This window comes from Saezia sanguinis (assembly GCF_003991585.1).
Taxonomy (GTDB): Bacteria; Pseudomonadota; Gammaproteobacteria; order Burkholderiales; family Burkholderiaceae_C; genus Saezia; species Saezia sanguinis.
The window spans coordinates 57,327-77,685 of sequence record NZ_PQSP01000011.1 but is presented as its reverse complement, the minus strand read 5'-3'; the positions used below and the strand labels follow the sequence as shown (position 1 = coordinate 77,685).

At 51.4% G+C, this 20,359-nt stretch carries 18 protein-coding genes; 10 read left to right on the top strand and 8 right to left on the bottom strand.

What is annotated here, in order from left to right; translation table 11 throughout:
* Positions 1 to 366 precede the first annotated feature (366 nt).
* Genes CUZ56_RS14030 through CUZ56_RS14015 form a run of 4 tightly spaced genes read right to left on the bottom strand, consistent with a single transcriptional unit; the run spans position 367 to position 6,521 of the window.
* The gene (locus CUZ56_RS14030) at positions 367 to 1,551 is read right to left on the bottom strand and encodes an FAD-dependent monooxygenase (protein ID WP_126981038.1); all 1,185 of its coding nucleotides are present in this window, start codon (positions 1,549 to 1,551) and stop codon (positions 367 to 369) included.
* A gap of 4 nt (positions 1,552 to 1,555) precedes the next feature.
* Complete coding sequence (gene rsmA / locus CUZ56_RS14025) at positions 1,556 to 2,380, bottom strand: 16S rRNA (adenine(1518)-N(6)/adenine(1519)-N(6))-dimethyltransferase RsmA (protein WP_126981037.1); 825 nt, start codon at positions 2,378 to 2,380, stop codon at positions 1,556 to 1,558.
* Positions 2,381 to 2,395: 15 nt separating this feature from the next.
* Entirely contained in the window at positions 2,396 to 3,733 is a 1,338-nt protein-coding gene (locus CUZ56_RS14020) for a peptidylprolyl isomerase (RefSeq protein ID WP_162615368.1), read from the bottom strand.
* The gene (locus tag CUZ56_RS14015) at positions 3,726 to 6,521 is read right to left on the bottom strand and encodes an LPS-assembly protein LptD (RefSeq protein ID WP_126981035.1); all 2,796 of its coding nucleotides are present in this window, start codon (positions 6,519 to 6,521) and stop codon (positions 3,726 to 3,728) included. Before CUZ56_RS14015 ends, CUZ56_RS14020 begins: the two co-directional genes overlap by 8 nt.
* A gap of 151 nt (positions 6,522 to 6,672) precedes the next feature.
* Here CUZ56_RS14015 and CUZ56_RS14010 point away from each other — a divergent pair, with 151 nt between their 5' ends.
* From CUZ56_RS14010 to CUZ56_RS14000, 3 genes are all read left to right on the top strand, one after another.
* Positions 6,673 to 7,782: an aminoglycoside phosphotransferase family protein gene (locus CUZ56_RS14010; RefSeq protein ID WP_126981034.1), complete on the top strand. Its 1,110-nt coding sequence runs from the start codon at positions 6,673 to 6,675 to the stop codon at positions 7,780 to 7,782.
* Between the two features lie 23 nt (positions 7,783 to 7,805).
* Positions 7,806 to 8,543: a 16S rRNA (uracil(1498)-N(3))-methyltransferase gene (locus tag CUZ56_RS14005; protein ID WP_126981033.1), complete on the top strand. Its 738-nt coding sequence runs from the start codon at positions 7,806 to 7,808 to the stop codon at positions 8,541 to 8,543.
* 130 nt (positions 8,544 to 8,673) lie between these two features.
* Positions 8,674 to 9,249 (top strand): hypothetical protein, encoded by a 576-nt coding sequence (locus CUZ56_RS14000; protein WP_126981032.1) that lies wholly within the window; start codon positions 8,674 to 8,676, stop codon positions 9,247 to 9,249.
* A 39-nt stretch (positions 9,250 to 9,288) separates the two neighbouring features.
* On the opposite strand, the gene CUZ56_RS13995 is transcribed toward CUZ56_RS14000, so the two are convergent.
* Both CUZ56_RS13995 and CUZ56_RS13990 read right to left on the bottom strand, forming a co-directional pair.
* Positions 9,289 to 10,860: a multicopper oxidase family protein gene (locus CUZ56_RS13995; RefSeq protein WP_239442546.1), complete on the bottom strand. Its 1,572-nt coding sequence runs from the start codon at positions 10,858 to 10,860 to the stop codon at positions 9,289 to 9,291.
* A 127-nt stretch (positions 10,861 to 10,987) separates the two neighbouring features.
* Positions 10,988 to 11,383, bottom strand: coding sequence for a hypothetical protein (locus CUZ56_RS13990; RefSeq protein ID WP_126981031.1), 396 nt, complete (start codon positions 11,381 to 11,383; stop codon positions 10,988 to 10,990).
* 202 nt (positions 11,384 to 11,585) lie between these two features.
* Between CUZ56_RS13990 and CUZ56_RS13985 the strand changes: the two genes are divergently transcribed.
* Complete coding sequence (locus CUZ56_RS13985; protein ID WP_126981030.1) at positions 11,586 to 11,921, top strand: YegP family protein; 336 nt, start codon at positions 11,586 to 11,588, stop codon at positions 11,919 to 11,921.
* Between the two features lie 64 nt (positions 11,922 to 11,985).
* Here CUZ56_RS13985 and hldE read toward each other — a convergent pair whose 3' ends face one another.
* A complete protein-coding gene (gene hldE, locus CUZ56_RS13980; protein ID WP_126981029.1) occupies positions 11,986 to 13,449 on the bottom strand; it encodes a bifunctional D-glycero-beta-D-manno-heptose-7-phosphate kinase/D-glycero-beta-D-manno-heptose 1-phosphate adenylyltransferase HldE in 1,464 nt (487 codons plus the stop codon).
* A 202-nt stretch (positions 13,450 to 13,651) separates the two neighbouring features.
* On the opposite strand from hldE, the gene CUZ56_RS13975 reads away from it, so the two are divergent.
* The 6 genes from CUZ56_RS13975 (at position 13,652) to CUZ56_RS13950 (ending at position 19,703) form a co-directional block, all read left to right on the top strand.
* Positions 13,652 to 14,689, top strand: a complete 1,038-nt coding sequence (locus CUZ56_RS13975; protein ID WP_126981028.1) for a glycosyltransferase family 9 protein — start codon at positions 13,652 to 13,654, stop codon at positions 14,687 to 14,689.
* A 25-nt stretch (positions 14,690 to 14,714) separates the two neighbouring features.
* Positions 14,715 to 15,698 carry an ADP-glyceromanno-heptose 6-epimerase gene (gene rfaD / locus CUZ56_RS13970; RefSeq protein ID WP_126981027.1) on the top strand — a complete coding sequence of 328 codons (984 nt, stop codon included), beginning with the start codon at positions 14,715 to 14,717 and terminating at the stop codon, positions 15,696 to 15,698.
* 345 nt (positions 15,699 to 16,043) lie between these two features.
* Positions 16,044 to 18,200 (top strand): type IV pili methyl-accepting chemotaxis transducer N-terminal domain-containing protein, encoded by a 2,157-nt coding sequence (locus tag CUZ56_RS13965; RefSeq protein ID WP_126981026.1) that lies wholly within the window; start codon positions 16,044 to 16,046, stop codon positions 18,198 to 18,200.
* 8 nt (positions 18,201 to 18,208) lie between these two features.
* Positions 18,209 to 18,580 carry a response regulator transcription factor gene (locus CUZ56_RS13960; RefSeq protein ID WP_126981025.1) on the top strand — a complete coding sequence of 124 codons (372 nt, stop codon included), beginning with the start codon at positions 18,209 to 18,211 and terminating at the stop codon, positions 18,578 to 18,580.
* Between the two features lie 13 nt (positions 18,581 to 18,593).
* Positions 18,594 to 19,064 carry a chemotaxis protein CheX gene (locus CUZ56_RS13955; protein WP_126981024.1) on the top strand — a complete coding sequence of 157 codons (471 nt, stop codon included), beginning with the start codon at positions 18,594 to 18,596 and terminating at the stop codon, positions 19,062 to 19,064.
* Positions 19,065 to 19,337: 273 nt separating this feature from the next.
* Positions 19,338 to 19,703 carry a monooxygenase gene (locus CUZ56_RS13950; protein ID WP_239442544.1) on the top strand — a complete coding sequence of 122 codons (366 nt, stop codon included), beginning with the start codon at positions 19,338 to 19,340 and terminating at the stop codon, positions 19,701 to 19,703.
* A gap of 69 nt (positions 19,704 to 19,772) precedes the next feature.
* On the opposite strand, the gene fabA is transcribed toward CUZ56_RS13950, so the two are convergent.
* On the bottom strand, positions 19,773 to 20,288 hold the full coding sequence (fabA, locus tag CUZ56_RS13945; protein WP_126981023.1) for a 3-hydroxyacyl-[acyl-carrier-protein] dehydratase FabA: 516 nt from the start codon (positions 20,286 to 20,288) through the stop codon (positions 19,773 to 19,775).
* Positions 20,289 to 20,359 lie beyond the last annotated feature (71 nt).

The window sequence follows — 20,359 nt, the reverse complement described above, 5'->3', positions numbered from 1 at the left end:
AAATCCTCTAAGACGATCTGATACATTTACCTACCGCCTCAATCCAGCAATCAGACAGGTTCCAGATGAATATACGCAGCCTGTCTGCAAGACAGACCACACGAAACACTGGCTACCGTATCGCTCTTGTGCAATGGTTCTTGAGGAGGCTTTAAATTGGTATTTCTATGCCAAGCTATATACTAATTCAACTTGAGCTAAACGTACAGAGGGCAAGTTATTATTGAAATGTTTCTTCACGGACATTGTGCTGCGCAAAAATTTTTAATGGCCGCCCTCGCTTCATTTTTGCCTGCACAAATTTGGTCGGACGGTTTATCGGCGCGTTTGCAATAGCATCATGAACGCAGCTATGCCGATCTGATCTTACCGCCAGCCAAACATCATCCGCCTGGCTAACAGACGGCGCAACGGTGATATTTTTTGCATCGCACCTAATCCGAGATTGCGCAATTCCGGCAACAACGGTACATCCCAGGTAAAGCCACGGGCCAGCAGCTCGGTTACACCCATCACACCCCAGCGATCGGGCAGCCGGCTGAATGCGGCCCTTTTCAGCGCCTGATCGATATTTTCATGCCGGGCCAATTGCTCCACCAGCACATAGGCATCACGCAGCCCGAGATTCAGGCCTTGCCCGGCAACCGGGTGCAGCGTCTGCGCCGCGTTACCAATGCGCACCGTGCGCCCATGCACCAGTGTTCTTTCAGCATTCAGCCCCAGTGCAAATGACTTCAGGTCTGAAACTGCGGTCAACCGGCCAGCCTCTGGCGGGAACATGGTATTGAGCACGGCCAGACGTTGCGTCTGTGTCAGGGTTGCAACCTCGTCATGATCTGACGGCTGGCACCAGACCAGTGCGGCCTCATGCATCCCGATAGGCAGCAAAGCAGCCGGCCCATTGGCCGTGAAACGCTCAAATGCCATGCCGTTTAGCGGCTGCTCCAGCGTAACAGTGCCAATCCATCCATTCTGGTGGTAATCGCTGACCACCGGCTTTTTCACCTGCTCGGAAAATATGCCCCCTTCCGCCACGATCACCAGGTCATAGTTTTTCAGCACTTGCGCATCCACTTCGACCTGACCATCCGGAAGCGTGCGAATATCTTTGACCTTATGACCAAAGCAGGCATGAAAACGCTGAGGGTGGTTGTGCACCATTTCCAGCCAGCGCTGTTGCAGCGGCCCCAGCACGTTACCATACGAGATGACGGCACCCAGCATGGGTGCCTGCATTTCCTGCGCCGAGATCTGTACCGTGGCAGGAGGAATCAAAGAGGGCTGCTGCTGGGAAATATTGACTGTCAGAATCGGCTGTGCCTTGGCCGCAGACCAGGTCTGCAGGCGTTGTAACAGTTGGATGCTGCCCAATGACAGTGCAAGCGTTCTGGGGTCTTCATGCACATTATGGTCTGCCTGGCGGGCATCGTATGTTGTGATGTGTGCATTGGGCAACTGCGCTGCGGCCAACAATGCCAACGAGAGTCCTACCGGGCCGGCACCAATAATCGCAATCGAAACAGAAGATGAGTCCGGATGATCCACGTGCATAAAGTCAAGCCTCCACTTCGTTGAGTTTACCACTGCCGGCAGGCCTGAGCGCCTGAGCCAAAGCAATGTATTCCGTCACCGGCACCTCTTCCGCACGGCGCTGCACATCAAATTCGCCACCAAAATCCCGCTCCTGCAGCCAGCGCCCCAACGTATGGCGCAATAACTTACGCCTCTGGCTGAACGCCACCTGTACCAGTTCGCTCAAAAGGGCCTGATCCAGTTGCACAGGCTGCGCCAACGGCACCATTCGGACAATGGCAGACACCACTTTGGGCGGTGGATCAAACGCTTCAGGAGGGACATCAAACAAGGACTCCACCTCATAACGCCATTGCAACATCACCGACAGGCGGCCGTATTGATGCGTGCAAGGCTCGGCAGCCATGCGGTCAACCACCTCTTTTTGCAGCATGAAATGCTGGTCTTCAATATCTGCCGCGTAATCCAGCAAATGAAAGAGTATCGGCGTTGAAATGTTATAGGGCAAATTGCCGACAACCCGCAACCGCTTTGAAGCATCGCCATTGATACCTGCATCCTGCCGCAACTGGCTGAAGTCCACGGTCAGCACATCCGCTGCAATCACGTTCAGTTGGTTGTGGGCCCGCAACCGCTCAACCAGATCACGATCCAGTTCAATCACGGTTAAACGGCCCAGTCTTTCCACCAGCGGTTGGGTCAGCGCTGCCAGACCGGGGCCAATTTCTACCATCAACTGTCCTGCCCGAGGACTGATTTCCGACACAATACGGTCAATGACGCTGTTATCGGTCAGAAAATGCTGCCCGAAACGCTTGCGCGCAATGTGTTTGCTACGGCCTCCCATGGCAAAACAGGCAGCTTATTGCGGTGGATTACGCATTTCAATGTATGCGCTTGACTGGATATCACGAACCCACTGGTCCATCGCCTGTTCCACTTTGCGCTGGTGGATGCTTTCGCGGGCCACCTCACGCTGCTGCTGAGGCGTCAGTTGTGATTCGCGCCGCTCCAGCACCTGAATCAAATGCACACCAAAACGGGTTGCCACCGGATCAGATATTTCGCCCGGTTTAAGCTGATTCATGACCCGCTCAAATTCCGGTACAAACATCCCCGGAACCACCCAGCCCAGATCACCCCCGTCTTTCGCACTCGCGTCCTGAGACTGCTCCTGCGCCAGCATTTCAAAAGTGGCCTGCCCTGTTTCGATCTGATGCTTATCAGCCAGTAGTTTATTGATTGCATCCTGCTCTGTTTGCTGCTCGGTAATATTCAGCAGAATATGACGTACCCGGGTTTGGGTCACCACCATGTCTGACTGCTCACGCTCCAGCACTTTGATGATATGGAACCCGGCGCCTGAGCGTACCGGTGGTGCAACGGCGCCAGCCCGCAAACCGGTAACCGCCTGGATAAACAGGTCTGGATAACGAGAAGCAGGCCTGGCGCCCATCACGCCCCGGGTTGCAGACGCAGCCGGATCATCAGAATTGGCCTGTGCCAGCGCAAAAAAATCGGCACCGGCAGCTTGCGCTTTGGTATAAATATCCTGTGCTTTGGCTTCCAGCGCTTTTTCCTGTGCAGGTGTGGCATTCTCCGGCACCGCAATCAGAATCTGTGCCAGATTGATCTGCTGCTGCCCTGGGTCGGTCTGCCCCGAAAACTGCGCCAAATAGGCTTCCACTTCGGCATTACTGACGGTAACGGTCGGGTCCAGCGTCCTTTCCCGCAATTGTGAAATCAGCAGTTGTTGCCCGATATCACGTTCCATGGTTGAAAAAGGAATGCCTTGTTCACTCAATACTTTTTGCAGTTCAACCACAGACATACCGTTGTTACGGGCAATGGTTGCAATGGCCTGCTGTACGGTCTGGGGGTCTACCCGCAAACCATGTTCATGTGCCCGCTGCGCCAGGGCGCTCTGAGAAATCAACTGCTGCAGTGCCATCTGGCGCAACTGCTCCGCCGGTGGTTGCTGCTGTCCGGCATACTGCTGCCGCAAAGACAACACATGTGCCCTGACCTGCGAGTTGGTAATGGGCTCATGCTGAACAATGGCCACAATAAAGTCTGCAAGCTGCGGCTCTGCCGCTGCCGATGCCGGTGCTGCCCCGGCATTCTGCTGCGCATGTGCACTCAGAGACATTCCCAAAGCACACAGCAGTGCGCTGATCAGTACATAAAATCGTTTACTCATATAAATAAAAACCGTTCGGTCTGCTAACCCGTTCATTTCGAATCGTTTCATAGTGATTGATATTATCCTGCAGCGTCTTCAACGGATTCACCCCGACCCGTGACAACCCCGTAAATTCTAATTGGAATGACAACCTGGTGTTCACTTCCGTACGCCCGGTTGAAATCCGCTCGGCCGCAACACGCGCAATCCAGCAGCAGCTCTGGTATTCAAATCCTAAAATCCCATCAACCAGTTTACTGTCGCGCAAACTGTAGTTGATTCGTCCTACCGTATACCAGCGCCCGCCGGAACTGCTGGGCTCCGGCAACCTGGAGCCAAACCATGGCGAACCAATAGGCCATTGCCAGCTGAAATCCACCTGCTCGCTGAAGCCATGCATCATCCGGTAACCGAAATTCATCACCCGGTACTGCCCCGGTTTCCAGCGCGCCATCAGCAAACTGCGCTGCGACCTGTTTTCATCTGTATCGTATTGTACCAGCGCATCAAACCGCCAGTTGTGGACCAGTTCGGTACTGGCGCTGAGCAAGACATCACTGTAACGGCTGGTAATGGGCTCATCATCCAGCGTGACCCGCTGATTTGCAAACCGCAGCCGCTGTGCGAGGTTCAGGCTGAGTGCCTCAACGCCGGTTTGCGGATTCTGCCAGCGCGTTCCCACACCCACCGTCATCATATTCACGTCTGCAATCCGGTCATAGCCTGAATAGGGGTTATCCAGATACAGCGTTGCCAGATTGTAGTCATAGGACCCGGTATCATAAAGCGGCAGCATGCTTTGATCCCGATACGGCGTATAGGTGTAAAGCGCCCGCGGTTCCAGCGTCTGCACATATTCGGTACCGAATAAATTCGCTTTGCGCTCAAAAATCAACCCCGTGTCCAGACTGAATGTCGGTAAAGTAATGGAGCGGTTCCGTGTTGTCCGGTCGGAAGTCAGCAGCGGGTTGTCTGCCATGCTTTCCAAAACAATATCCGCATCAAAATCATAATACCGGGTCAGCATCTGCACTTTGGGCACAACAAACCAGCCCGGATGGCGTATCGGATAGCTTGCTGATAGTTGCAGCAGACTGCGGACACTGTTCTCATTCGATTCGTCAGAAAGCCGGTCTGACTCAAACTTGGTGATATCCCCCATGACAGACAGGTCAAATCCGTATTGATCTGTCAGCCCATAATTCATACGCATCTGGGTACGGTCAAACGGCGGGGTGATATAGGAATCCAGATCCTGCAGCACCTGCCAGCGCTGCACACGCACCAGTGTGGAAACACCCCCGTTATTCGATCTCAAGATACCTTCACTGTTGAGCAAACGCGTCGAAAGTGAGCCTGACGGTGCTCTGGGAAAATCGCGCCAGTAATTGTCGTCAGAAGCCCTGTTGAGATCCAACTGCAGGTCTGTTGTGCCCAACAAACTCATATTGCGCGTCAGTATCTGCCTGTGCTGCCATGAATAGCCCCAGCGGTTGCGCGGCGTTGTCAGCAGCCCAGCCAGAAACTGCGGATCCCGCTCCATCCATTGGGTAAACTGGTCCGGACTGATTGATACCCCGTCGCTTCGCAGGCGGTCATTGGGTAAAAACAGCCCGGTGAATGTTCCTGCGTAGTTGGGCTCCAGATACCGGAATTCCGTATTCAGCCCCACCCCACGTTTACTCATGACAAAAGGCGTCAGCGTTGCATCATAGTTAGGCGCAATATTCCAGTAATACGGCTGCTCATAGGTAAACCCGTTATCACTGTCGATGTCAAACGTGGGAACCAGCCAGCCGGAGCGACGCTTATCCGACAGCGGAAAACTCATCCAGGGTGTTGCCAGAATGGGCACTCCCATGAACCGCATGACTGCATTGCGGGCCACACCCTCGTCTTTTTCAAAGTCCAGCTCCACCGAGTCGGCAGTCATGACCCAGTCATATTCACCGTCGGCTTTCGCATCACACAGGGTATATGTGGCATCATGCAAAGTCATCTGGTCTTTGCCAGTGAATTCAATCTGGCTGGACTGCCCATGCGCACCTGTTAACCTGACCTGATAGGTCGCTTCGTCAAAATGGCCCTGGTACGTTGGAATATGCAGTTCTGCACGTGTTCCCCGGAACACATTCCCGTTATGGTTAATGCGAACATCCTGACATGCCGTTGCAACCTCTGTTTGCCGGTTATATGTCAGCTCCTCCCCTTGCACCACCGTCATGTCACGAATCAACTGGCCTCTTCCGGTCACTGTCACCAGTCCATCTGCATGACCGTCAATGTGTTCACCAGACACATATACCGGCGGCGAATCCGGATCGGCTCCAGGAGGCGGTGGGGGCACTTTCGCCGCCTCCAGCCCAGGAATAGCTTCTTCCACAGCGGGCTTTGTCACCGCATTGGTCCGTGTTTGATGGCCCTGCGCCGTAACCACCAAGGGCGCAGCATGGTTTTTCGGCTGCTCTTCATGCGCCTCGTCATCCGTCAACTGCTGCCGTTGCTGCCCGCTCTGCTGCTCTGTCACCGCCACCTTGGAAGGCGTCGCCTGGGCCAAATTGCCGGATGCACTCAAAGCCGCTGGCGTATAGTCCGGGCTGACCTGGGCAACATAAATCTGCGGAACAATGTCGATCGGCTCCTGAACCGCAACCGCCACTTTAGAAGCATTGGGGCTTAGCGGCTGTGCCTGCGCCTGGTTTGCAAAAAACACGCCTGTTGCAAATAACATCATCAATGCGGGCGTTGCATAACGGTATTTGCTGCTATAGCGCCAGAATGGCAAACATGCGTGTTTTGGAATCATGCTGTGAAATCAAAGCCTGTCAAAAGGGTTTCCAGGGTTGTAAAAACACCGACAAAAGGTCCATTATAAAAAAGTTGCCCGCATTCGCACGGGCCATCCTGTTATTTCAAACCGTTGTAAGGATCTTGTTTGTAAAATAGCCTATTATTTCATGGACTCTCAATTTATTCCTGTGTCTGATCATAACCCGATTTCCGAGATTTCCTGGGCAGATCCCCAACGTGCTCAGGTTTTTAAGCAGTGGCTTGCCCCTTTGGCCGGCCAATTTGGTATAGAGCCACAAAGTTTACGCCCGGCATCGGTAGATGCCAGCTTCAGGCGCTACTTTCGCCTGTCTTCCAGCTTACCCGAAAACCCGACGCTGATTGTGATGGATGCCCCGCCCCAGCAGGAAGACTGCCGCCCCTTTGTGCGCGTTGACCAGTTGATGAAAGCTGCGGGGTTGCGTGTTCCCGATATTTTGGACTGGGATGAAGCCAACGGTTTTATGCTGTTGAGCGACCTGGGCAACCAGACGGTACTGGAAACCGTGAATGCCGGCACCCCGAACATGGCGCAGGCACACCCGTTGTTAACTCAGGCATGCGATATCCTGGTCCGCTGGCAGCTTGCCAGCCAGCCCGGCACATTACCCGTTTTTGATGAAACACTTCTGCGCCGGGACCTGAACCTGTTTCCCGAATGGTATGTGGCCCAGTACCGTCAAATGTCGCTCACCCCGGAGCAGCAAAAAGTGCTTGCGCACAGTTTTGACCTGATTATCCAGCGTAACCTGGCCAGTGCATCGGTCTACATGCACCGTGATTACATGCCGCGCAACTTGATGGTCGGTGGTACTTTGCCCAATGGGCAGACGACTGAGCTGGGCGTGCTGGATTTTCAGGATGCGGTTTACGGCCCGATTTCTTATGACATTGCATCGCTGATGCGTGATGCCTTTCATTCCTGGGAAGAGGAGTTTGTGTTGGATATCACCATCCGTTACTGGGAAATGGCACGTAAGGCCGGTTTACCTGTGCCGGCGGATTTTTCTGAATTTTGGGTTGCAGTGGAATGGATGGGCCTGCAGCGGCACCTGAAAATTCTGGGTATTTTTGCCCGCCTGACACTGCGCGACGGCAAACCCAAATATCTGGCCGACACGCCCCGGTTTATCAACTATGTCCGCGCCACGTGCGCCCGCTATCGGGAACTGGCCCCCTTATTAAAACTGGTTGACCAGATCGAAAGCATTACGCCCCAGTTTGGTTACACGTTTTAAATCAAAGCCCGTTTATTAAAGCCATGATCAGTCCCCCTGCCCCATCTGCACCCCGTCTATATGCCGACATGTCGCTGGAATCAGGCCTTTGTGTCCCGCTGCCGGCCATGGCGGCCCGCCACGTGCAGGTATTGCGCATGCAACCCGGACAAACGGTCTCGCTGTTCAATGGCCGTGGCGGACAATGGCGCGCCAGCATCACCCAGATGGGCCGCCAGCAGGTTGAAGTATTACTCCAGGAGCATACCCCCATCGAACGGGAAGCCCAGGTACAAGTCACCCTGCTGGTAGGCATTCCCGCCAATGAACGCATGGATTTTCTGGTGGAAAAAGCCACCGAACTGGGCGTTGCAGCCATTTATCCGCTGCTGTTCGAGCGCTCGGTCATTAAACTCAATGCCGAACGCAGCAGCAAAAAAGTCGCCCACTGGCAGGCCGTTGCTGTTGCTGCCTGCGAGCAATGCGGCCGCAACCGGATTCCGCTGATTCACTCCGTTACCACCTTGCCGCAATTATTACAAACACAGATTTCCGATCTGCCTTCGGACAGGCGTATGCTGAGTTTGCTCAATGCAGCCGCGTGGACGGCTTCGCCAGCAAATACCGCAGTATGTATTCTCAGCGGGCCTGAAGGTGGTCTGACCCCCCAGGAAGAACAGCAACTGGTTTCTCTGGCACAGTTTCAGCCGTACAGCCTGGGGCCACGCACATTGCGCGCGGATACCGCCCCGCTGGCTGCGCTGAGCACACTTGTGATCTGAACTGCCGGATACATTATCTGTTTTACAGGCATTGTGTTTTTCGTCGCCCTGATTTAACAGAACATAAAAAAATATCGCATACAATGTTTTATATCCCTCATGAATCTTTCCTCTAAACAGAATTAACCGTATGAAAAAAATCTTTGTTATTTTGAGCCTGGTCTTTATATGCGGATCTGCCTGGGCCCAGCCTGCTGCCTACGAATCTCCGGAGCAGATGCCCATACTTGAGATCAGCAAGATTCAAATCAATGGTGTGCTGCCTGTTTCGGGCGCAAACAAGCAGGCCCTCATTGATGCATTTGGAATGCCTGATGCGGTTCAACCCATTGAGGCTGATGCCGACTGCGGGCTTCCGACAGATGACAACATGGACCCGGCTCAGGCCCAATACTATGTTTATGGCAAAACACAATTCATTGTTGATGCGGATGGCAACGTTACACTTTATAGACTGGACCTGAGTTCCGGCCGGTTTTTCCTGGAAACGTCGGACCAGCAGGTTTTCAACCAGCAGACCGACTGGAGCCAGATGCAGGCACTTTACCCGTCCATCGGCGTTTTCCAGACGCGCGATCATGGTCCTCTCGGCTGGGCTGCCGGGTTCAGGGTTTCACCCTGTATCGGCTGCGACGGCTCCGTCTTTTTATTCGGCTTTGACCAGGAACAAAAACTGGTGCAGTTTCTATACTGGGGTACCTGTTAAAAAAAAGGCGTCCATGCGACGCCTTTTTAACCTGAATGCTCAGACTACACGCAATGTGCCCATCATGCCCAGATCTTCATGCTCCAGAATGTGGCAATGGTACATGCGCTCCCCCGGCAGGTGTTGCATGGTTTTAAGCTGCACGGTTTCTCCGGCACGTACGTTCACCGTATCACGCCACGCCAGAAAAGGTTCCGCAGTTTCTTCCTGCCCCTTCATTTGGCGCGCGATCACCTGAAACTGTGTGCCATGCACATGGAACGGGTGGTCCATGTCGCTGCTGTTCGTGACTTTCCACAGCTCCACCGTATCCCGCTGCATTTCAAAGTCGATACGCTGCGGATCATACAAACGGCCATTGATCAGAAAATCCATACCCTGCATACGTCCATCAGGCGTCAGCCCGGCATGCATGCGCCTCATGTCCATTTTTTCGGAAAACTCAAAGGTACGCGTGACCTGCGCCGGCCCCAACGCGCTTATGCTGCGTAATGCCGTGGGCAAGGCATATGATTTGTCATAAGGCATCACATGAACCTGCGCCAGAACGATACGCTGCTCCGCTGGTGCATGCATACTGCCCATTGACATCTTGCCCCGCTCATAAGGTTCTGCAGCCAATACAACGTCTGCCATCTTTGCGAATGCTGCCGGCGTGACAACCAGCTCTGCCCGCTCGCCCGGTGCCAGTAACAATTCAGACACCGTTTGCGGCGTTTGCAACAAACCGCCATCTGTACCCACCAGTGTTAACGGCACATTCCCCAGGGACAAACGCAAATACCGCGCACTGCACATGTTCCACAGCCGCCAGCGTTGCGGCTCAGCCAATTCAATCACAGGCTGGCGCTGCCCATTGACCAGGGCAAATTGCCCTTCACGGCCATTCATCCAGTCCATCATGTCATTGGGAACAATTTGTCCGTCGCCACCCAATTTCAGATCAGAAATAATCAGATGCTGCTCCGGCAAGGATGCCAGAGGGTCATTGCCGGAACGTACAATCACCGCGCCAGCCAGCCCGCGATACACCTGTTCAGCGGTCATGTGGTGCGGATGAGGATGAAACCAGTAGGTGCCGGCACAGTCTGTTGGCAGCGTGTACTGATAAATTTTTTGTTCTCCTGGCGCAATCAGGTCCATCGGTGCCCCATCCTGATCGGCAGGCACCGGCAGACCGTGCCAGTGAATAGTTGTCGGCTGAGGCAACTGGTTGATAAATTCAATCTCAACCCGGTCCCCCTCGTTCAGTTCAATCAACGGCCCTGGCACATGGTCTTCATAACACCAGAACTGCGTCTGCTGCCCCTGCACCAGCTCCATCGCCTGCGGTTTGGCGACCATGCGCGCCCGGTAAACGCCCGCTTGCCGGCTCATATTGGGCAAGCGCCAAAGCGGGCGCAAGGGCTGGTGTGCGGTAATGGCATCTACAGGAGCCAGTGTTGATGCATGCATCGGCATCTGGTGGTTCGGGTTATTCATCATTGTGTGCCCTCCGTTATGTGCCATTCCCGGCCTCATCTGCGCATATACCCATCCGGGTAGCAGCGCACCAGCGCCCAGCGTTAACTGTTTTTGCAAAAATTGACGGCGTTGTATTTTCTTTAACATGATATTCATTTTTCCCATGGATTGAGTAACCGGTTTATCTGTTTTAAAACCAGTTTGTCAGTAAATATGTTGATGGTGATTCAATGTCGTGGCAATGCAGATCGCTTCTGCATATGCCTGTGACAACTCACCCCATGGGAGGAGGAACCGGCGGAGCGTAATGCTGGCTTTGAAAGCGCTTGTCACGAAGGACAGATACGGTTTCTGGCATTCCGGGCCAGAAATCAAATGCATATGTCGGATTAACCAGGCACATGACACAGACGGCTACGCAGCATGGATGATCGGCTGAAATATGTCCCTGATAGGGTGATTCCGGCTGACAGCCATGTTCCGTTACACAGGGCATTGCTTGCATATTTTGAGCAATCATTACCGTTTCAGTAGCCGCCTTCATTTCAGAAGGCGCAACAAGCCCTTGCCCTGCATATATATTTTGGGCAAGCATCAGAAACGACATCAGGCACAACAACAGATGCCGTACATTTCTTAACCTGAGAAGATATTTACCCATGATGGCCATTTTAACTCTGTCACCATTGTCCCACGGAATGGTTTCAAAAAAGCTGTCGCAACACATGATAACCCTGATTGCATTGGAAGATTCACCTCCCGCAGTCTTTGCACCGATCTTTTACGGTGTATATTGATCAGCAAAAATAAACAGCTGATAGCCATTACATATCAGCCAGAAACCACCCTTAAATTTGATAGGAGAAATGAACATGGCCAGTTACTATGAGATCAGCAAGAATACCAATGGTCAATTCCGCTTTGCATTAAAAGCCCCCAATGGTCAGATCGTTCTCGTCAGCGAACAGTATAAATCCAAAGACTCAGCCAAAAACGGTGTGGCCTCGGTTCAGGCTAATTGCACTCTGGATAAACGCTACGAAAAAAAGGTGGCGAAAAATGGCAACTTTTACTTCAATCTGAAAGCCGCCAACCATCAGGTTATCGGCACCAGTGAAATGTATACGACAGAAACCGCCCGGGATAACGGCATCGCCGCTGTCAAGGCAAACGGCATTGCCACCACCGTCAAAGACATTACCCAGTAAGTTTTCCAAACAACATTGCCGGGCAGAAGTTTCTGGCCGGCAATGTTTTCTTCAGTATCGCCAATCAGCAGGACTGCCTGGCTTTTTCAATCATCTTGGTGGAGCTGCGCCCGGGCACCAGTTCAAACGTCCGCACCTCTCCACCGTGTGCCAGAACATGTTTGGCACCGACTATCTGATCCACCGTGTAATCAGCCCCTTTGATCAGCACATTAGGCGTAAGCGCTTCAATCAATGATTCAGGCGTATCTTCTCCAAACACAACCACCGCATCCACCGACTGCAGCGCTGCCAGCACATAAGCCCGGTCGCCTTCTGAATTAACCGGCCGGCTCGGGCCTTTCAGGCGCCGCACAGAATCATCGCTGTTCAGCCCGACAATCAGCCTGTCACATTGTGCTCTGGCAAACGTCAGCAATGAAACATGCCCCACATGCAGCAAGTCAAAACAGCCATTGGTAAAGCCAACTTTCAGTCCCTGTTGCTGCCATTGCCTGCATAACTGCAACAATTCCGGCAGCGGACCAATCTTGTTGCGTATGCTGTTTTGCGGATCGTGTTTTCTTTCCTGGCGTTTGATCGCTTCCAGCAGCTCAAACATGGATACCGTTGCGGTTCCGGCTTTTTCCACCACAATGCCTGCGGCCATATTGGCCATTTTGGCGGCTTCTTCCAGCGGCAGGCCGGAGCCCAGGCATACAGCCAGTGTGGCCACCACGGTATCGCCTGCGCCCACAACGTCAAAAACCTCATGTGCCGTGGCCCGGATATGCACAGCAGGCAAGCCGGCACGCACCAGCGACATACCCTGCTCTGCCCGGGTCACAAGCAAAGCGCTGGCCTGGCTGATTTGCAGCGCTTTCAGCCCGGCGGCCTGCGCCTGTTCGTCATTGCTTGGGTCAATGCCCGTGGCCTCCATCGTTTCTTTGGTATTGGGTGTGATCACTGTTGCGCCGGCATAGCGCGACAGATCGGATGATTTGGGATCCACGACCACCGGGATGCCCTTTTCCCGTGCTAGTGCAATTGCTTTTCCCAGTACTTTTTTGGTCAAAACACCTTTGGCGTAATCAGAAAGTACCACCACATCATAAAGGGCAACTTCTTTTTCCAGAACTTCCAGCAGTTGCTGCTCCAAAGCGTCTGGCAGCAGGGCCGCGTCTTCCCGGTCGGCACGCAAAAGCTGCTGCCCTTGTGAAACATAGCGGATTTTTTCTGTTGTCGGGCGCTGTTCTGTCACCACAAACCGGGTCTGCACACCATCATCACGGGCCAGTGTCACTTCCAGATCATGCCCGGTCGTATCCTTGCCAATAACTCCCGTTACGGTTGCCTGCGCCCCCAGCGCAGCAATGTTGCGTGCCACGTTGGCAACGCCGCCGGCGATATTTTCCGTGCGGGTCACCCGTGCAACCGGAACCGGGCCTTCTGGAGAAATGCGGGAAACATTGCTGTGCAAATAACGATCCAGCATCACATCACCAATACACAATACCCGTACCTGTTTGATTTGTTCTATTTCCAGCATATATAAAGGCCGCTCTCTCAGCGCCAATGAAGTGTGAATCCCATGTATCATACTTGAAGATACACACGCTTTGTCTGCATGGTCATTTGACCGATTAAAATAATGCTGCAGTCAAGGTTGGCATACCTGACTGGCTACCGTGTGTTGTACCCACTTTTATTTAAAGACGGGGAACTCCCGTCACTGACTTGATTTAATTTATATGACCTCACAGCAAACCGCTGAGCATACATCAGACCAGCGCCCCAAAACCGTCGTGCTGCACCAGCAAACCGGGATTGGCGACCTCATCTGGCACATTCCCTATATTCGTGCGGTCGCCAAGACCAGCCGGAATGATCAGGTCGCTCTGGTTGCCGCACCGACAACCCTGGCCAGGCAGATCATGGCGCCCGAAACCTGCGTGAGTGAGTATATTGATTACTACCATCTGCCACGCACACTGGACAAGAATAATTCGCGTAAGAACCGTCTGGGCCGCATGAAAAATATTGTGAATACCCTCAAAGGACATGAGTTTGACCGCATCGTGCTGTTTTCCGGCCGGGCCAGCCGGGGGCTGATTGCTTGTTGGGCCGGAATTCCACAGCGCCTGGGTTATGGCTACCGCTGGACCCAGCGCATTTTTCTGAATCAGCCTCCTTATATAGAGCGTTTTGCGGGCAAATCCAACCCTGTATACCACGACGCTACCGCGTTCTGTATTGCCCACGGTTTTTGTGACGCGCCCATCATCCCGAAAATGACCATTCCGCAGGAACTGGAAGCAAAAATGGCCCGCCGTCTGGCACACTTGCCTAGGCCGCTTTACACGCTGGCAATTGGCTCATCGGAAGACTTTAAACAATGGGGGGTGGAAAACTACACCCGTCTGGCCCAGGCGCTCGTGGCCCGTGGCTTTGGTGTGCTGCTGTTGGGCGGTAAAATGGACCACGAAATGGCTACCGCCATCCAGCAGCAGATTCCTGCGGCGCACCAGCACCAGGTCGAAATCGTTACCGATACGCCGATTCTGGAAAGCTCTGCCGCGGTAAAATGCACCGATGCCTGTATTGGCAACGATACCGGGCTGTGTCAGATTGCCGCTGCCTGCGACTGCCTGTGCTATATTATCATGGGGCCTCGCCCGACCCTGGACCATGACCCGATACAGCACTACGTGGTATCAGACCGTCTTTTTAACATCACGGTTGATCAGGTCATGGGACAGCTGGCACAAACGCCCGCGCCCGGTTTTTAAATATTTTTACCGAACGGATACTTCCATGATTATCGTTACTGGTGCTGCCGGATTCATCGGATCAAACATTGTCGCAGAACTGCAGGATGCCGGAAGAGGTCCTATCGCTGTTATCGACTGGTTTGGCGAAGAAAACAAGTGGCGCAATCTGGTTAAAAGAAACATTGCCGCCTTTGTTGCACCGGAGCAGACCCTTTCATTTCTGGATAACAACGCAACCAAGATCGAATCCATCATTCACATGGGCGCCATTACGGCAACCACGGAAAAAAATGTTGATTTGCTGGTCGAGCGCAACATCAACTACTCTGTGATGTTGTGGGACTGGTGTACCCAGCATAAAGTCCCGTTCATTTATGCTTCTTCTGCCGCAACTTATGGCGCACTGGAAAGCCTGCTGAAAGATGACGACTCTATTGAAGCGCTGAGCAAATTGCGGCCGTTGAACCCTTATGGCTGGAGCAAAAATGCGACCGACCTTATTTTTGCCCAGCGCATTGCGGATGGAAAAACCCCTCCGCAATGGGTCGGGCTGAAATTTTTTAACGTCTATGGCCCGAACGAATACCATAAAGGCGATATGCGCAGCGTGATCACCAAGTTTTATGATGACATCCAGACCTGGGGTGCAGTCAAACTTTTCAAATCGGATCGCCCGGATATCGAAGACGGCCAGCAAAAACGCGATTTTGTCTATGTCAAAGATTGTTCCCAGGCCGTACTCTGGTTTGTGGACCATCCTGCTGTCAGCGGCATTTTTAACATGGGGACCGGTAATGCCCGCTCATTCATCGATCTGGTCAAAGCCATGGAAAAGACCATTGGCAAACCGGTCGAAATCTCTTTTAAGGATATGCCCGAAGAGCTGAAAAGCCGCTACCAGTACTATACAGAAGCCGATATGGGCAAGGCCCGTTCCGCCGGGCTAAACGTCAGTTTCCGCTCATTGGAAGCCGGTATCACCGATTACATTGAGAACTATTTATCCAATCCGGACAGCTATCGCTAGCCGTTTCAAATAGCTCTGCCATATCCATGCAAGCCACTTTGCGTTGGAGCGCGAGGTGGCTGTTTTTTATTGCCGTATTCTTCAAATTTCTACTGTTCAATCTACCTCTGCATAACGGCACACGGCCTGTTTAGGCTTTATTGTTTTAAAACTTGATCTAACTCCTGAAATCTCCATTTTTGTGCACTGATACGCGCATTTACGATTGATAAAAATCAAGCATTTGCCAATATAAAAGTCATATATTGACAAAAAATCCCGGTTCTTTAGAAATATTTCAATGCTTTTACCAAGGTGGCACCTTATTTGGGTTTTAAAAAGGTTCTGCCAGAAAGAGTAAGTAATATGGCTGAGCAATCCACTTCCTCCACCCGGAAAATCTCAGGAAAGAACCGAAAAGGATCGATTCTCTCTGGTCGCTACCGGACCATTATCATTGCCATTGCCTGTTTTCTGCTGTTTGATTTAGGGGTTCTGATCCTTAACTTCTACACATCTTTTCAAATCAAGGAAGATGCTTTGGGAATCAACCTGGCAGGACGGCAACGAATGCTCAGCCAGCGCACGATCAAAGCATTGCTGATCGTCAGCGGAGAACCGCAAACCTCTTCTCAACGCAACTTGGTTGAGCTTAAAGAAGCCACCTCCATGTTCGACACGACCTTGCAGGCGTTTCAGTCTGGAGGAATCGTCACTGGAGGTGATGGCCAAGCCACGTATTTGAAGGCCGTTCAAGACTCGCAGACTTTAAGTGTTTTGCAAAAAGCCTCAGAAATCTGGGCGCCTTACTATCGCCTGTTGCAGCCTGTACTTGAAAACACGGCCACACCAGAGCAAGAACAACAGGTCATGACATATGCCCTGGAACATAACACCCAGTTGCTGCACCTGATGAACGAGCTGACAACCGCGCTGGAGTTGCAGGCGGAAAACCGGGCATCTTTCTTACGCATGGTGCAAACTGTCGGGATTATCCTCGCTCTGCTTAACTTTGCTTTTATTTTATATAAATTCATTCACCAGTTACGCAGGTCTGACGATGCCATCGAAATCGTAAACGCGGAAAACCGCGAGATTCTCAATACAGTGCAGGAAGGGCTTTTCCTCGTAACGCCTTCTTGCCGGATCGGGTCGCAAATCTCGGCCTCTGCCAGTACCTTGTTCGGGCAAAAAATCAATCCCGGTGACGATTTTTTTGAGATATTGGCCCCCCGTGTTTCTACCAAAGTTCTGCACGATGCGCAGGAATATCTCAAATTATTGCTCTCTCCCCATATCAAAGATCATCTGGTGCGAAGCATCAACCCGCTGTCTGAAGTTGAAGTGCAGGTCACCAATAGACTTCAGATTCAGAAAAGCCATTACCTCGCATTCAGCTTCAGCCGTGTGATGGATAAAAAAAGCGAAGAAGTGCAACACCTGCTTGTAACCATCCAGGACATCACCCACCAAATGGAGCTCGAGGCCAAGTTGCGTGATGAACGGTACCGTTCACAAAAAGAATTCTCCATGTTGCTTAAAGCCATGGAAGCAGACCCTGTTGAGTTGCGTTCATTCATAGAGCAAACGGAAAAAAGCCTGTTATATGTGAATGACCTGTTACGCGAAACATCGGATTCAAAAACGCAAACCAAACTTGCTGCAACCCTGGATGAAATCGCCCGAATCATTCACGCGATTAAAGGAAATGCCTCTGCCCTGAATCTGGACAGCGTTTGTGAATTGGCCCATACATTTGAATCCGAGCTGAAAGAAATCAAAGACATTGTTCACGAGAACAAACCGATTGGAGAGTCTTTGCTTGCACTGCCAATTCCGCTTGGCAACCTGTTAAGTATCATTTCCACATTAAAAACACTTTTCTTAGACGCTGCCGCTACCAGCACTAACACCGACAGTGAGCAAGAACCCTCCCCCCGCATACACTCCCCGCTGGCAATCAATCCTCTTGACAACAAGATGCTCACCCGTCTTGTGAACAACGCATCTGAAGATCACAACAAAAATGCGCAACTCAACATTGCATGCGACGACGGCTGGGATTGCATACCGATGGATACCGCCCGGCTGGTGCGTGAAATCGTGATACAACTGGTTCGCAATGCCATTGTCCATGGCCTGGAAACACCGGAAGAGCGCGCGGCAGGACAAAAGCCCGAAGCGGGCAACATTGACATTCGTCTCAAGCGCGTTAATTCAAACGGATGGTCTTTAAGTGTGCGCGACGATGGTACCGGCTTACAAATTGACCGCATCCGCCAAAAGCTGTTAAAGCTTGGCTGGTTCAACCAGAAAGAACTGGATGGCATGTCCAATAAGGAAATTGCCTTGCAAATATTTAGACCGGATTTTTCCACGGCCAAAAATATCACAATGCATGCTGGCCGTGGTTCCGGGCTTGATCTGGTCGTTAACAATATCAATCAATTGAACAAACCACATTTGAATGTATCTTCTCGCCCCGGTTTATATACCGAATTTGCCCTCACATTTTCCGTTTGAGAAGCTTTATGCGTTTAATGATCGTTGATGACTCCAATACCATCCGAAGCCGGATTTTACGCATTGTGCGTAAATACAAGGATTCCAACATTGAGATCGTCGGACTTGCTCCTGACGGGCAGCAGGCTTTGCAGATTGCCCGCAAAGCGTTTCCCGATGTTGTGACCATGGATCTCACCATGCCACAAATGGATGGCATTGAAGCCATTTCCAGACTGATCCAGCTTAATCCTGACATTAAAATTCTGGTGGTCAGCGCGCTTGATGATAAAGCCACCGCGATTGTTGCACTGCGACTGGGGGCCTGCGGTTTTTTACCCAAACCTTTCACAGATGAAGAATTGATGCTTGCACTTCTGGATGTTTCCGAAGTAACCTGAAGGATGGATCTGTATGATTCTTAATTCATTAAACGAAGAAGAACTCAAGTTCTTTGTGGATTCCGTGCGGAATTTTTTCAAAAAAACGGTACAGAGTGAACCCGAAATTACTTCCGCATTTTTAGGTACCGTTGATATTGAGGGTTATGAGTTCAATGGCATTGTCACGCTTTCGGGCAGCTACGATGGACAGATCATCGTCTCCATGCCTAAACAGATGCTGCGTGAAATCTTGCTTCTGCAACAAGAAGTCAACCTTGATGACAACAATTTACTGGACATTGTCGGAGAAATTGCAAACACATTTGCCGGCAACGCCCGTAAAAAACTGTCGCATGGAGATGCGCTAACCGTCTCTGTTCCAATCAAACTGCAAGGCACCAATAAAACAAAAGCCCGTGTTCGCAAACACCCTTATATGATTGTATTGTCCTGGAACAAGTATCCGGCTCTTGTTTGCGTTGATATTGAAAAGAATGTCTAAACGCTTATCCGGATTTTGAATAAAAGCACATCTATTGGCCACGCCAGGCAGAATTTTTATATATAACGCCTACCTTGCTTTTTGAGGTCTGTTTGCCGCAGGCATGGTTTATGGGCAAACCCGTATTACAGGCCGATTCTCTGAAAATTAAAATCACCACAGACACCCTCATCATATACCAGCCATGGGTGCTTAGCGTCAGGTGCAGGTAGCTGCTCTCATTTTAAACATCGTTAATTTTTTAAACTCCGCACTTTCTCTAAAGTGCCGGTAATGCCGGCTTTTTTTACGGCACAGTACAATACTCTCTTTTACTTTTTTGACCCGTTTTCAATTATGATTTTATTGCAAATTAATTTTCATTTGCCCGCAGAAATGATGGGTGAAGCGCTTGTTCAGAGCGCCAGAGCATTAGCGGAAAGCATTAACCACGAGCCTGGATTTATTTCTAAATTCTGGATAGAAAATCAGCAGACAGAAGAAAGTGGTGGTATTTACCTGTTCCAGGATGAAGCAACAGCACAGCAATATGCACAGATGCATGTTGAACGCGTAAAAGCCATGGGTGCAACAGAGATTGAGTGCAAGTACTTTAATGTCAATATGCCGTTGTCAAAAATCAATCATGCCGTGCCATAAGGCTAAAGCATAAAAAACGGCGCCTGCATTTTTGCACAAGCGCCGTTATGTATCGCGGTGTTCTGATAATTAAAAATTATCCGTCGATGTAAACAGCCCGACACGCAGTCCTTCTGCCGTGTAAATTTCTTTTCCATCCACGCTCATGGTGCCATCGGCAATGGCCAGTGCCAGTGAACGGTTCATGACCCGTTTCAGATGGATGTGATAGGTTACTTTTTTCGCTGTCGGAAGTACCTGGCCTGTAAATTTGACTTCCCCTACACCGAGTGCTCTTCCGCGGCCTAAATGTCCGCTCCATGCCAGATAAAAACCAACCAACTGCCACAAGGCATCCAGCCCCAGACACCCCGGCATGACCGGATCATCGATGAAGTGGCATTGAAAAAACCATTGCTCGGGTTTGATATCGAGCTCGGCCACAATTTCACCTTTGCCATACTTTCCGCCGGTATCTGTAATGGAAACGATTCTGTCCATCATCAGCATATTGGGAGCCGGCAGCCTGGCATAATCTTCACCGAATAATTTTCCTTGCCCACACCTGATCAATTCTTCATAGGTGTAACTGTTCTTTTTGGACATGCCAACTCCTAACCTGATTTTGTAAGTTAAATATAAAAATTATTGATATGAATCTGTTTACTTTGTAATGT

Bases quoted from the DNA above. Each gene is read 5' to 3' on its own strand.
- CUZ56_RS14030 (WP_126981038.1), bottom strand. From the start codon at position 1,551: ATGCACGTGGATCATCCGGACTCATCTTCTGTTTCGATTGCGATTATT.
- rsmA (WP_126981037.1), bottom strand. From the start codon at position 2,380: ATGGGAGGCCGTAGCAAACACATTGCGCGCAAGCGTTTCGGGCAGCAT.
- CUZ56_RS14020 (WP_162615368.1), bottom strand. From the start codon at position 3,733: ATGAGTAAACGATTTTATGTACTGATCAGCGCACTGCTGTGTGCTTTG.
- CUZ56_RS14015 (WP_126981035.1), bottom strand. From the start codon at position 6,521: ATGATTCCAAAACACGCATGTTTGCCATTCTGGCGCTATAGCAGCAAA.
- CUZ56_RS14010 (WP_126981034.1), top strand. From the start codon at position 6,673: ATGGACTCTCAATTTATTCCTGTGTCTGATCATAACCCGATTTCCGAG.
- CUZ56_RS14005 (WP_126981033.1), top strand. From the start codon at position 7,806: ATGATCAGTCCCCCTGCCCCATCTGCACCCCGTCTATATGCCGACATG.
- CUZ56_RS14000 (WP_126981032.1), top strand. From the start codon at position 8,674: ATGAAAAAAATCTTTGTTATTTTGAGCCTGGTCTTTATATGCGGATCT.
- CUZ56_RS13995 (WP_239442546.1), bottom strand. From the start codon at position 10,860: ATGTTAAAGAAAATACAACGCCGTCAATTTTTGCAAAAACAGTTAACG.
- CUZ56_RS13990 (WP_126981031.1), bottom strand. From the start codon at position 11,383: ATGGCCATCATGGGTAAATATCTTCTCAGGTTAAGAAATGTACGGCAT.
- CUZ56_RS13985 (WP_126981030.1), top strand. From the start codon at position 11,586: ATGGCCAGTTACTATGAGATCAGCAAGAATACCAATGGTCAATTCCGC.
- hldE (WP_126981029.1), bottom strand. From the start codon at position 13,449: ATGCTGGAAATAGAACAAATCAAACAGGTACGGGTATTGTGTATTGGT.
- CUZ56_RS13975 (WP_126981028.1), top strand. From the start codon at position 13,652: ATGACCTCACAGCAAACCGCTGAGCATACATCAGACCAGCGCCCCAAA.
- rfaD (WP_126981027.1), top strand. From the start codon at position 14,715: ATGATTATCGTTACTGGTGCTGCCGGATTCATCGGATCAAACATTGTC.
- CUZ56_RS13965 (WP_126981026.1), top strand. From the start codon at position 16,044: ATGGCTGAGCAATCCACTTCCTCCACCCGGAAAATCTCAGGAAAGAAC.
- CUZ56_RS13960 (WP_126981025.1), top strand. From the start codon at position 18,209: ATGCGTTTAATGATCGTTGATGACTCCAATACCATCCGAAGCCGGATT.
- CUZ56_RS13955 (WP_126981024.1), top strand. From the start codon at position 18,594: ATGATTCTTAATTCATTAAACGAAGAAGAACTCAAGTTCTTTGTGGAT.
- CUZ56_RS13950 (WP_239442544.1), top strand. From the start codon at position 19,338: ATGCCGGCTTTTTTTACGGCACAGTACAATACTCTCTTTTACTTTTTT.
- fabA (WP_126981023.1), bottom strand. From the start codon at position 20,288: ATGTCCAAAAAGAACAGTTACACCTATGAAGAATTGATCAGGTGTGGG.